Source organism: Phenylobacterium sp., assembly GCF_037968635.1.
Lineage (GTDB): Bacteria > Pseudomonadota > Alphaproteobacteria > Caulobacterales > Caulobacteraceae > Phenylobacterium.
The window spans coordinates 1-11148 of sequence record NZ_JBBKVV010000082.1 but is presented as its reverse complement, the minus strand read 5'-3'; the positions used below and the strand labels follow the sequence as shown (position 1 = coordinate 11148).

The 11148-nt window shown below is 67.9% G+C and carries 11 protein-coding genes and 1 pseudogene; 3 read left to right on the top strand and 9 right to left on the bottom strand.

Going from position 1 to position 11148, the window contains the following annotated elements; translation table 11 throughout:
* The first annotated feature begins 233 nt into the window (after positions 1–233).
* Positions 234–1307: a histidine kinase dimerization/phosphoacceptor domain -containing protein gene (locus AAC997_RS09985; RefSeq protein ID WP_340645547.1), complete on the top strand. Its 1074-nt coding sequence runs from the start codon at positions 234–236 to the stop codon at positions 1305–1307.
* A 239-nt stretch (positions 1308–1546) separates the two neighbouring features.
* On the opposite strand, the gene AAC997_RS09980 is transcribed toward AAC997_RS09985, so the two are convergent.
* The 5 genes from AAC997_RS09980 to AAC997_RS09960 all read right to left on the bottom strand — a co-directional run bounded on the left by AAC997_RS09980 (position 1547) and on the right by AAC997_RS09960 (position 6909).
* The gene (locus tag AAC997_RS09980) at positions 1547–2755 is read right to left on the bottom strand and encodes an MFS transporter (RefSeq protein WP_340645546.1); all 1209 of its coding nucleotides are present in this window, start codon (positions 2753–2755) and stop codon (positions 1547–1549) included.
* Entirely contained in the window at positions 2752–3981 is a 1230-nt protein-coding gene (locus AAC997_RS09975; protein ID WP_340645545.1) for an MFS transporter, read from the bottom strand. Before AAC997_RS09975 ends, AAC997_RS09980 begins: the two co-directional genes overlap by 4 nt.
* A gap of 145 nt (positions 3982–4126) precedes the next feature.
* Positions 4127–4648: a translation initiation factor IF-3 gene (gene infC, locus AAC997_RS09970; protein WP_304829578.1), complete on the bottom strand. Its 522-nt coding sequence runs from the start codon at positions 4646–4648 to the stop codon at positions 4127–4129.
* A 109-nt stretch (positions 4649–4757) separates the two neighbouring features.
* A complete protein-coding gene (locus AAC997_RS09965) occupies positions 4758–5741 on the bottom strand; it encodes a glycosyltransferase family 9 protein (protein WP_340645544.1) in 984 nt (327 codons plus the stop codon).
* Positions 5731–6909, bottom strand: coding sequence for a glycosyltransferase family 4 protein (locus tag AAC997_RS09960; protein ID WP_340645543.1), 1179 nt, complete (start codon positions 6907–6909; stop codon positions 5731–5733). Before AAC997_RS09960 ends, AAC997_RS09965 begins: the two co-directional genes overlap by 11 nt.
* A gap of 76 nt (positions 6910–6985) precedes the next feature.
* On the opposite strand from AAC997_RS09960, the gene AAC997_RS09955 reads away from it, so the two are divergent.
* A complete protein-coding gene (locus AAC997_RS09955; protein WP_340645542.1) occupies positions 6986–7738 on the top strand; it encodes an alpha/beta hydrolase in 753 nt (250 codons plus the stop codon).
* 63 nt (positions 7739–7801) lie between these two features.
* Positions 7802–8557 carry a signal peptidase I gene (gene lepB, locus AAC997_RS09950; RefSeq protein ID WP_340645541.1) on the top strand — a complete coding sequence of 252 codons (756 nt, stop codon included), beginning with the start codon at positions 7802–7804 and terminating at the stop codon, positions 8555–8557.
* 46 nt (positions 8558–8603) lie between these two features.
* On the opposite strand, the gene AAC997_RS09945 is transcribed toward lepB, so the two are convergent.
* The 4 genes and pseudogenes from AAC997_RS09945 to AAC997_RS09930 form a co-directional block, all read right to left on the bottom strand.
* Positions 8604–8936 carry a hypothetical protein gene (locus tag AAC997_RS09945; RefSeq protein WP_340645540.1) on the bottom strand — a complete coding sequence of 111 codons (333 nt, stop codon included), beginning with the start codon at positions 8934–8936 and terminating at the stop codon, positions 8604–8606.
* Between the two features lie 92 nt (positions 8937–9028).
* A complete protein-coding gene (locus AAC997_RS09940; protein ID WP_340645539.1) occupies positions 9029–9889 on the bottom strand; it encodes an SDR family oxidoreductase in 861 nt (286 codons plus the stop codon).
* Between the two features lie 8 nt (positions 9890–9897).
* Positions 9898–10767 carry a UTP--glucose-1-phosphate uridylyltransferase gene (locus AAC997_RS09935; protein ID WP_340645538.1) on the bottom strand — a complete coding sequence of 290 codons (870 nt, stop codon included), beginning with the start codon at positions 10765–10767 and terminating at the stop codon, positions 9898–9900.
* A gap of 94 nt (positions 10768–10861) precedes the next feature.
* Positions 10862–11148 (bottom strand): annotated as a pseudogene (locus AAC997_RS09930) (glutamine--fructose-6-phosphate aminotransferase); the annotation flags it as partial.

Below are 11148 nucleotides of genomic sequence, written 5' to 3'. Positions count from 1 at the left end.
TCTGCGGAGCGTGAGCCCCGTCCTCTGGCGTATTGATGAACCGTCCTGGCATGCCATTGGCCAGACGGTTCCGAAGGGGAGGGCGAATACGCGAAAGGCCGGGGGAAAGCAAGGGTTTGGGATTCGGGACAGCGGCGGTCGTTTGCCGCGCAGGGTTCCGATCCGACGCGTGTTAAGTTGGCCATACCGGTCGCCGCGATCGTGCGCCTGACCGTATCTCCCCAGGCATCCGTATGGCCGAAGGCCCGCTCGACCGACTTCTCGACACGACCGAACTCGCCGCCGCCCTCGACAGCGACCAATTCAAGCAATTCCTCGACCAGGTGCCCGTCGCCATCGCCGTGGCGGAGCTGCAGCCCGCCGAGCGGATCATTTACGCCAACCACGAGTTCGAGCGCCTGACCGGACAGAGCCCGGACCAGATCGTCGGAGTGGGCTGGGAACAGTTACCCGGGGTTGCCAGTGGCCCCGCTGACATGCGCGAACTAGGCCTGGTGATCACCGACGAGAGGGATCACCTCGGCGCCTTCTCGATCCGGCATGATGGCGACGCCAAGGACGTCGACGCATGGTCGAACCTCATCGAGGACGAGACCGGCACGCCAACCTTCCGGATGGTGGCCCTGGTGGAGCGTCCGTCGAAGGCGAACGCCGAGGCTTCCGAACTGGAGCAGCGCATCGCCGAGAAGGACACCCTGCTGCGCGAGTTGCAGCACCGGGTGAAGAACAATCTGCAGATGATCACCGCCCTGATCCGCGTGGAGGCCCGAGCCCTGCGCAAGGACGCGGACGCCGGTGAGGGATTTGACCGGCTGGCCGGCCGTGTCGAGGCCTTGGGTCTGCTCTACAATACGCTCACGGAGGCAGGCTCCGACGAGGCCATAGACCTTGGGGTCTATGTCAGCCAGATCGCCTCGGCGGTGATGCGAGCCCACGCCGTGGAGGGAATCCACCTGGAACTGCAGGTGGACACCTGGCCGGTGTCGGTGGACGTCGCCATGTCCGCGGGCCTGGTGGTCAATGAATTGCTGACCAATGCGCTCAAGCATGCCTTCAAGGGGCGCGATGGCGGGGCCATCACGGTGAAGTGCCTGACCGACTCCACCGGCTGCCGGGTGACCGTCGCCGATGACGGGGTTGGCCTGCCGGACGGCGGGGTGTGGCCCACGAAGGGTAAGCTCTCGGCCCTCATCGTGAAATCCTTGTTGCAGAACGCCAAGGCTGAGATCGATGTGCGGTCGTCGCCCGGCATGGGCGTGAGGGTGATGATCTTCTTCGCCTGCGCCGATGCGGCGCCGGCCTCCTGACGTTTCCCGGGGTGCGAGGATCAGTCCAGGCCTTCAGGGCGGCCGGGGAACCCACTGGCTCGCAACCTCCGCGCCAAGAGCGATCCGTCCGGAACTGACAAGCCAGGCCAGACGGTGATCAGCGTCGCCGCGCAGACCGCCGACATCGCGTTCACCTTCAGGCCGCTGCGGTGGCTCTAATTCAAAAAGTTAGAGCGTTTTTCGATCCGATAGCCGTTTCACACCTATCGGAAAATGCTCTAGGGCGTCGACGAGATGTGCGGCACGCGCTTGATCACCTGCAGGGCCAGGATCACGGCCGGCACGATGAGGATGGCGGTCAGGGCGAAGGGCGCGCCCGGCGAGACCAGGCTGAAGAGCTGGCCCGCATAGATCGGGCCGCCGATGCGGGCCAGCGCATTGTTGGACATGTTGAGGCCCAGCATCTCGCCCTGGCGATCGGGCGGCGTGGCCTTGGAGATCAGGCCCACGAGGTTGGGGAAGCAGATCGACTGCCCGAAGCCGACGATGGCCAGGCCCAGCACCGCCTGGGCCGGGACCTGGGAGGTGAACTGCACCAGCATGCCGACGAACATCAGGCAAAGCCCGGCGATCAACACCCGCGGCTCGCCGAAGCGGGCCACCAGCCAGCCGGTGGCGATGCCCTGGCTGAAGGCGCCGATCACCCCGATGACCATGAAGGCCAGGCCGATCTCTCGCGGTCCCCAGCCGAACTTGGCGGCGGTCCACAGGCCGTAGGTGGCCTCGATGCCGGCGAAGCCTGAGACGATGACGAAGGAGATGATCAGGATGCGGGAGATCACCGGGTCGGCGAAGGCCTCGCGCAGGGCGACCCGGCGGCCACGGGGCCGCACGTCGGGCGTGCCGGGCCGGGTCTCGCGGACGAAGAAGACGACCCCCAGCGCCGAGGCCAGGCCCAGGGCGGCGGCGGCGAACAGGGGAAGCTGAAAACCGATGGGCCCGAGGCTCGGCTGGGCCAGCAGGCCGCCCAGCGCCGGTCCGGTCATGAAGCCCAGGGAGAAGGCCGAGCCCATCACCCCCATGCGGCTGGCGCGCTTCTCCGGCGGGGTGATGTCGGCCATGCAGCCCTGCAGGGTGGAGATGTTCCCGGCGAAGAAGCCCCCCGCGAACCTGGCGGCGAAGGCGAACAGGATGTTGGGGGAGAAGGCCAGGGCGACATAGGCCAGGGCGCTGACCGCGATGGTGATGATCAGGACGGGCCGGCGTCCGACGCGGTCCGACAGGCGGCCCCAGAAGGGCTCCCCCAGGAACTGGCCGAAGGAGAACATCGAGAACAGCAGGGCGATCTGCCAGGCCGGCGCGTCGAAGGCCCTTCCGAAGAAGGGCAGCAGCGGGATCACCACCCCGAAACCGGCGATGTTGAGGAAGACCACCGACAGCAGGATGACCAGGGCGCGGAGATCCTGCTTCTCGGCGGTCGGACTCATGGCGGTGGCTCGTCGAGTTTGCCCAGGGCGGCGGCGCGCCGACTCGCCGAGAGCGCCAGCAGGATGGCCGGCGCCACCACCAGGGCGCCCAGGATGAACGGGCCGTCCCGGAGCACGGGCACCATCAGGCCGGCGCAGACCGGACCCACCACCCGGGCCAGGGCGCCGGTGGCGTTGTTGAGGCCCATGATCTGTCCTTGCCTGTGCGGGTCGGCGGTGCGCGAGATGATGGCGCCCACATTGGGGAAGGCCACCGACTGGCCGGCCGCGGTCAGGCACATCAGGGCGATGGTCATGGGGCCGTTGATGGAGAATACCTGCAGGGCGGCGGCGACGGCGGTCATCCCCATGCCGATAGCCAGCATCACCCCCTCGCCGAACCGCTCCGACATCTGGCCTGTGACCATGGTCTGGAAGAAGAAGGCTGTGGCCCCGGTAAAGGCGAAACAGACGGCGATCTCGCGGGGGCCCCAGCCGAAGCGGGCCTGGGACCAGAGGCCGAATTGGCTCTCGATGCCGGTGAAGGCGAAGCCCACCAGGAAGGTCAGCAGCATCATGCGGCCGATGACCGGATGGCCCACGGCCTCGCCGATCGCGGCCCAGCGGCTGGGACGGTGGGTGATGCCCTGCTCGCGGACCCGGCTCTCGCGGATGAACAGGAATATGGCCAGGACGCAGAGGGCGGCCAGGCCCGAGGCGATGAACAGGGGAATGCGGAAGCCGGCCGGGCCCATGCCGGTGTGGGCGAAGAAGCCGCCCACCGCCGGGCCGATGATCAGGCCGACGTTCCAGGCCGCGCCCTGATAGCTCATCTGGCGGGCGCGTTTTTCCGGCGGGGTGACGTCGGCGATATAGCCCTGGACCACGGCGCCGTTGCCGGCCGCCAGCCCGCCCAGGAGGCGGATGGCGAAGGCCGCCCAGATATTGGGGGCGAAGGCCAGGGCCAGGTAACACAGGCAGTTCCCGGTGATCGTCGAGATCAGCAGGGGCTTGCGGCCGTACTTGTCCGACAGCCGGCCCCACAGGGGCTCGCCGAAGAAAGCGCCCACGGAATAGGCCCCGAAGATGGCGCCGATCTGCCAAGGCTCGGCGTCGAAGGAGTCGGCATAGAAGGGCAGCAACGGGACGATGATCCCGAAGCCCAGCATGTTGATAAAGATAACGGCGATCAGCGACGCCGCTGCAAAACGCGGCGCCGGGGCCTTATACGGCTCGGATTGGGACATAATGATCCGGTGTTAGGCTGGACCGCCTGAGGCGTAAAGACCCAGTGTGACGCTGGGTTGTCGCAGATCACTTGGGCCCACGAAAAAGCGGCCGCCCCAGGGGACGGCCGCTTGGTTCGTTCCGACAATCGGCTCCTGGCGCGCCTTAGCGCGGGGCCAGGATCATGATCATCTGACGGCCTTCCATGCGGGGCTCGTACTCGACCTTGGCCACCGGCTCGAAGTCGGCCTTCACCTGCTGGAGCAGCTTCATGCCAAGTTCGGGGTGAGCGAGTTCGCGGCCACGGAAGCGCAGGGTGACCTTCACCTTGTCGCCCTCTTCGAAGAAGCGGTGCATGGAGCGCGCTTTGACTTCGTAGTCGTGGATGTCGATGTTGGGACGGAGTTTGATCTCCTTGATCTCCACCACCTTCTGACGCTTGCGCGCCTCGTTCTTCTTCTTCTGCTCCTGGAACTTGAACTTGCCGTAGTCCAGGATCTTGCAGACGGGCGGATCGGCATTCGGCACGATCTCGACCAGGTCCAGACCCGCTTCCAAAGCGGCTTCCAGAGCGGAGGAGGTCGGCATCACGCCCTGTTTCTCACCGTGCTGATCGATGAGCAGAACCTTGGGGACGCGGATGTCTTCGTTGATGCGCGGTCCGTCTTTGACGGGCGGCGCCTGCATGGGGCGGCGAATAGGCTTTTGCTCCGTGAGCTATTTCAAGGCGAACGCCCCGGCCGCGCAAAGCGCTCCGGCGAGTTCAGGTAGTATATGACCTTGCGGACCCCCGCGATCAAGCGCCGCCGGGGGATGGGGCCAAAGCATTCGCCGCCTGTGCGACGCTCGCCACAGCCAGATCGCCCAGATTGTCGGCCTGCAGCACCGCCACATGGCCGCGCGGAGCCGACAGATTGGGGTCTGACGCGCGGGAGAACAGCACGATCGTCGGCGCGCCGGCCGCCGCCGCCAGGTGCAGCGGCCCGGTGTCGTTGCCCACCACCAGGGCCGCCTTCGCCCCCAGGATGGCGATCCGGGCGAAGTCGGTGCGGCCGGTGAGATCGCGGGCCTTGCCGACATAGCGCTGGATCTGGCGGGCCTCACCGCTTTCCTGCGGCCCGCCCAGGATCACGATGTCGAAGCCGCGGTCGTAGAGAATTTTGCCCAGCTCGCCGTAGCGTTCGACGGGCCAGCGCTTGTCCAGCCGGTGGGCCGAACCGCCGGGAATGAACAGCACATAGGGCCTGGGCATGACGCCGCCGGCCACGGGCCGTTCCTGGGGCGCCTTGCGCAGCACCCAGGAAAGGTCCGGCGGCGGCGCGCTGCCAGGCTCCGTCGGGGCGTCGGGCCAGATGCCGGCATATTTCAACTGGTCGGCCTGGCGCTCCAGGGTGTGCATCGAATTGCGGTGCGGGTTCTTGTGCGGCAGGGCGCAACCCATCGCGATTCCCGACCACTCCGGCGGGAAGGGCCGCAGCATCTGGAAGATCCGGTTCGAGGCCGACGAGGTCTGGAGGTCATAGACCCGGTCGTAGCGGGCCTTCTTGATCCGGCCGCGCAGGGCCAGCCACGCGCCAGGGCCGTTGGGCTTGCCGTCGGTCTCAACGGCGTTGAAGTAGGGTGAGCTCTTGGCCAACCCCTCGAACTGCGGGGTGGTCAGCAGGGTGATGTGGGCGCGCTTGTGCGCCTCGCGGATCTTCTTCATCGCCGCCAGCGCCAGGACAAAGTCGCCCAGGGCCGACAGCTTGATCACCAGGATCTTCTTGATTTCACGCGCCATGGGCCCTCGCCGTCAGCACGCGTTCATAGGCTTCCATTGTGGCCGCGCACATGGCCTCGGCGGAATAGAGTTGGCGGGCGCGGGTCGAGGCCAGCTCTCCCATCCTGCGGAGCTCGACCGGCCCAAGCTCGATGGCGTGGGTCATGGCGCTGGCCCAGGCCGGGGCGTCGCCCGGCGCGACCAGCCACCCGGTCTTGCCGTCCAGAACGGTCTCGGTGGCGCCGCCGTGGCTGGAGGCGATCACCGGACGGCCCATGGACTGGGGCTCCACAGCGGTTCGGCCAAAGGATTCGGGCACGGTGGTGGGCAGGATGGCGAGATCGCAGACCAGGCAGGCGGCCGGCATGTCGTCGCAATGGCCCACCAGCTTGATCTCGGCCGTCAGGTCCTGGTTGCGGATCTGGGCCTCAAGCTCCTCGCGGTAGTCGGTGCGGCCTTGGTCGTCGCCGGCGAAGATGATCAGGAACTTGGACTGCCCCTGGGCCTTCATGCGCGCGGCGGCCTCGATGATGGTGAGGTGGCCCTTGATGCGGGTCAGGCGGCCGCCCAGCAGGATTTTCACCCGGTTGTCGGTCGGGGCGACACCCCAGGCGGTGCGCAGGTCGGCGATCCGCTCGCGGGTCACCCAGGCGGGATTGAAGCGGTCCAGGTCGACGCCGCGCGGGATGGTGACGATCTTCTCCGGCGGCAGGCCGTGTTCGGCCAGCACGTGGTCGCGGGTGTAGTCGGAATTGGCGATCACCAGGTCGCCCCGGGTCATCACCGCATTGTACCAGCGCTTCAGCTTGGTCTTGGCGTTGTAGATGCCGTGATAGGTGGCCACGAAGGGCGTCCCGGTCGCCTGCGCGGCCCACAGGGCGGAAAAGGCCGGGGCGCGGCTGCGGGCGTGGACCAGGCTGACACCCTCCTTGCGGATCAGGTCCACCAGGCGGGCGGCGTTGCCCAGCATCACCAGAGGGTTCTTCGACTGCACCGGCATCTGCGCCAGGCGGCCGCCGTCAGCCTCTAGCCGCGCGGTCATGCGACCGCCCCGGGTGGCCACCAGGGCCTTGCCGCCGGCGCGCACGACGGCGTTGGCCACGTCGATCGTGGTCTGTTCGGCGCCGCCGGTTTCAAGCTCGGGGACGACCTGCAGCAATGTGAAGTTGGGAGGCAGTGTCACGGCCATCTGCATAACGCACTGCGGCGCCGCGTAAAGCCCGTCGGACGCTGACGGGCCTCCGCGCACGGGCTATTGATCAGCCATGAGCGACGAAGAGACGGGTTTCCTGGCGCGGCCGGACGGCGAGCGGCTGGCGTGGCGCAAGGTGGCGGGTGAGGGGCCTGCGGTCGTCTGGCTGGGGGGCTTCCGCTCCGACATGGCCGGGACCAAGGCGGAGGCGATCGCCCAATGGGCGCAGGCGCGGGGCCGCGCCTATGTCCGCTTCGACTATTTCGGCCACGGCGAATCCAGCGGCGACTTCGCGCAGGGGACCATCACCCGCTGGCGGGAGGACGCGCTCGCCATCCTCGACGAACTGACCCAAGGGCCCCTGGTGCTGGTGGGGTCCTCCATGGGCGGCTGGATCTCCTGCCTGGCCGCCGTCGTGCGCGCCGACCGGATCAAGGCCATGGTGTTGATCGCGCCCGCGCCGGACTTCACCGAGAAGCTGATGGCGCCGGAGATCGACGCCGCCGGCCGCGAGGCCCTGGCCCGCGACGGGGTCTGGCTGCGGCCCAGTGCGTATGGCGATCCCTATCCGATCACCGCCAACCTGCTGGAGGACGGCGCCCGCTGGTCGATCCTGCCGGGGCCTGTGCCCGTCGCGGCGCCGGTGCGCATCCTGCAGGGCGGGGCCGATCCGGACGTCCCCTGGCGCCACGCCCTGGAGCTGGCCCAGGCCCTGAACAGCGACGACGTGGTGTTCAGCCTGATCAAGGACGGTGACCACCGGCTATCGAGACCCCAAGACATCGCGCGGCTGCTGGCGGCGCTCGACGAGGTCTGTCCGGACTGAGGACCGGCGTGTCCGGACAGGACTTTGGTTGCCGCGCGGCGCGAGGTTGGCCAGACCAGGGTCATGACAACTGAACCCGCCCCCAAGTCCGCCAAGGACGAGCTGATCGAGATCATCAAGACGGTGGGCTACGCCCTGCTGATCGCGCTGGTGCTGCGGGTGATCTTCTTCCAGCCCTTCACGATCCCCTCGGAGTCGATGGAGCCGGCCCTGCTGAAGGGCGACTACATCATCGTCTCCAAATACGACTACGGCTGGAGCGCCCACTCCCTTCCGTTCAGCCCGCCGATTTTCCACGGCCGGATCATGAACAAGCCGCCCGCCCGCGGCGACGTGGTGGTCTTCCACCTGCCCCGCGACAAATCCATCCCCTACATCAAACGGCTGATCGGCCTGCCCGGCGACCGCATCAAGGTCATCGGCGGCCAGGTCTTCGTCAACGGCAAGGCGATCCCGCGCAAGCCGGTGGGGATGACCGAGGACCCCGGTGATCCCGGCGTTCAGGTGATGCAGTACGCCGAGTCAAAGCCCAACGGCCGGACCTATGTCACCTTCGACCGGGCTCAGGACCATGAGGGCGACGACACCGAGGTCTATGTCGTGCCGGAGGGCCATTACTTCATGATGGGCGACAACCGCGACAACTCCCTGGACAGCCGATGGCCGCAGGAGATCGGGGTGGGCTACGTGCCCGCCGAGAACCTGGTTGGGAAGGCGCGATTCATCATGCTGTCCTGGAAGGGCGGGGCCTCGATCTTCAAGCCCTGGACCTGGGTGATGCGGTTCGACGCCTCGCGAGCCTTCCACCGCCTGGACTAGAGCGCGTCAGGGTATGTGGACGCCGGTTGACCCGCTCAGAAAGGCTCTAGCGCGCCGCGTACTCGGTGCGGCTGATGAGGCCGTCGTGGTTGGCGTCGATGTGGTCGAACTGGGCGGCGGCGACGGTGGGACGGGCCAGCGACGGCAAGGCCGCGGCGCCCACCGCCGCGGCGATGGCGGCCCCGACGATCAGGCGCAGGCCCTTGCGGGGCGCGCGGGGCTTGGCCGGCGCCTCGAGTTGCTGGTCGATGAAGGCGCGCAGGGCTTCGCTGGCCGACCGACCGTCAGCCCGGCAGCGGGCCATGAAGGCTTCCTTGGTCGGATGTGGAATCCGAATTTCCAGGGATTCGCTTTTCTTCAGTCGTCTGGGCTCGATCATGGTGTGCGTCTTCAGAAGCTTTCGCGACGATAGCCAAACCTATCTCGCGCCGGTGTGACAGGAAAAAGGTGTCCGGACAGCCTGGGTCGCGTCTACCCGCCTGCAGCCAGGATCGCGGCCAGACCTTCGCGATAGGTGGGATATTGCGGCCGCCAGCCGAGTTCGGCCTTGGCGAGCGCGTTGGAGACCCGCTTGGTCTCGGCGTAGAAGCGCCGGGCTGACGGCGCGAGGGTGTCGAGGTCGAGAGCTTCCTCAGGCGGGGGTTCCATGCCCAGCAGGCGGGCGGCGTGGGCCACCACCTGGCTGTTGGGGGCCGGTTCGTCGTCACAGAGATTGTAGATTCCGCCCGCTCGGGGTCGGACGATGGAGGCCTCCAGGCCGGTGGCCAGGTCGTCGACATGGATGCGGCTGAACACCTGGCCGGGCGCGGCGACGCGGCGCGCGCGGCCCTCGCGCAGGCGGTCGAAAGCCGAGCGGCCGGGGCCGTAGATCCCCGGCAGGCGGTGGATGGTGACCGTCAGGCCCATGCCGCGGCCGACCTCGAGCCAGTCGCGTTCGGCGCCGACCCGGCGCGCGCCCTCCATGGACTGCGCCGCCAGCCGGCTCTGCTCGAACACCCAGCCGCCGCGCCGGTCGCCATAGACGCCCGTGGTGGAGAGGTAGCCGATCCAGTCGGGAAAGGCGCCGGCCTTGGCCATCGGGCGCGCCAGGGCGGGCAGGGCCGGACAGCCCTGCGCGGTCGGCGGGGCCGTGATCAGCACGGCCTGGGCGGAGCCCATCGCGGCGGCGAGGGCGTCAGGGTCGGTGAGCGGGATGGGCTCGACCCCCTCGGCCGAGAGCCGCGCGGCGCCACCCTCATCGCGGAAGGTCGCCGCCACGGTCCAGCCTTGCGGCGCCAGGCGCCTGGCCAGGGCGCGGGCGGAGAAACCGTAGCCGAAGACGAAGAGGCGCATGACCAGGCTTAGAGCAGGGCCTGGATGGCGGCCCGGGCGGCGTCGGCGAAGTCGGGCCGACGCAGGGCGAAGGCGACATTGGCCCGCAACAGCCCGATCTTGTCGCCGCAGTCGTAGGTGATCCCGTCATATTCCAGGGCGTGGAAGGTCTGGGACTTCATCAGCTGGACCATGCCGTCGGTGAGCTGGATCTCCCCGCCGGCGCCCTTGCCCTGGCGCTCCAGCAGTTCGAAGATTTCCGGCTGCAGGATGTAGCGGCCCGAGATGAACAGGTTGGAGGGCTCGGTCCCGGGGGCGGGTTTCTCCACCATTCCGGTCATCCGGTTGAGGCGGCCATCCTGCCCGTCCAGCGCCACGATGCCGTACTTGTGGGCCTCGCCCTCGGGGCAGGGCTCCACGGCGATGATATTGCCGCCGACCTTCTCGTAGGAGGCCACGACCTGGGCGAGCGCCGGGGTGTCGGCGGCCATCAGCATGTCGGGCAGCATGACCGCGAAGGGCTCGTCGCCGATGATGTGGCGGGCGCACCAGACGGCGTGGCCCAGGCCCAGGGGCGCCATCTGGCGCACGAAGCTCATGCCGCCGGGGGTGGGCAGGTCGGCGCGGACCTCGGCCAGGATGTCGGTCTTGCCCTTGGCCTCCAGGGCGGCCTCGATCTCGGGATTGGCGTCAAAATAGTCCTCGATGGCGCCCTGGCCCCGGCCGGTGACGAAGACGATGTGCTCGATCCCGGCGGCGCGCGCTTCCTCCACCACATAGGACAGGATCGGCCGGTCGAAGATGTTCAGCATGTTCTTCGGCGTGGTCTTCGCGCCTGGAAGCACCCGGGTCCCCAGACCCGCCACGGGAAGCACAGCCTTGCGCACAGGTTTCGTCATTCAGTCCTCCGTCCGGCTTTGACTAGAGGAGCAGAGGCGCGAAATCCATCGTCGCCTTGTGACCCACGTCGCGAAACCTTTGCCTGCGGGTCGGCTATTCGACCGTGACGGACTTGGCGAGGTTGCGTGGCTGATCGACGTCGGCGCCCTTCTGCACGGCCACGTGATAGGCCAGCAACTGGATGGGGGCGGAGAACACCAGGGGCGCCACCAGGGGATCGCAGGTGGGGACGATGATCACCTTCACCCCCTCCGGCGCGTCCTGGGCGCCCTGGGCGTCGGTGAACAGGATGATCGGTCCGCCGCGGGCCATCACCTCGCTCATGTTGGACATGGTCTTTTCGTAGAGCGCGTCGCTGGGCGCGATCACGATCACCGGGG

Bases quoted from the DNA above. Each gene is read 5' to 3' on its own strand.
- AAC997_RS09985 (WP_340645547.1), top strand. From the start codon at position 234: ATGGCCGAAGGCCCGCTCGACCGACTTCTCGACACGACCGAACTCGCC.
- AAC997_RS09980 (WP_340645546.1), bottom strand. From the start codon at position 2,755: ATGAGTCCGACCGCCGAGAAGCAGGATCTCCGCGCCCTGGTCATCCTG.
- AAC997_RS09975 (WP_340645545.1), bottom strand. From the start codon at position 3,981: ATGTCCCAATCCGAGCCGTATAAGGCCCCGGCGCCGCGTTTTGCAGCG.
- infC (WP_304829578.1), bottom strand. From the start codon at position 4,648: ATGCAGGCGCCGCCCGTCAAAGACGGACCGCGCATCAACGAAGACATC.
- AAC997_RS09965 (WP_340645544.1), bottom strand. From the start codon at position 5,741: ATGGCGCGTGAAATCAAGAAGATCCTGGTGATCAAGCTGTCGGCCCTG.
- AAC997_RS09960 (WP_340645543.1), bottom strand. From the start codon at position 6,909: ATGGCCGTGACACTGCCTCCCAACTTCACATTGCTGCAGGTCGTCCCC.
- AAC997_RS09955 (WP_340645542.1), top strand. From the start codon at position 6,986: ATGAGCGACGAAGAGACGGGTTTCCTGGCGCGGCCGGACGGCGAGCGG.
- lepB (WP_340645541.1), top strand. From the start codon at position 7,802: ATGACAACTGAACCCGCCCCCAAGTCCGCCAAGGACGAGCTGATCGAG.
- AAC997_RS09945 (WP_340645540.1), bottom strand. From the start codon at position 8,936: ATGATCGAGCCCAGACGACTGAAGAAAAGCGAATCCCTGGAAATTCGG.
- AAC997_RS09940 (WP_340645539.1), bottom strand. From the start codon at position 9,889: ATGCGCCTCTTCGTCTTCGGCTACGGTTTCTCCGCCCGCGCCCTGGCC.
- AAC997_RS09935 (WP_340645538.1), bottom strand. From the start codon at position 10,767: ATGACGAAACCTGTGCGCAAGGCTGTGCTTCCCGTGGCGGGTCTGGGG.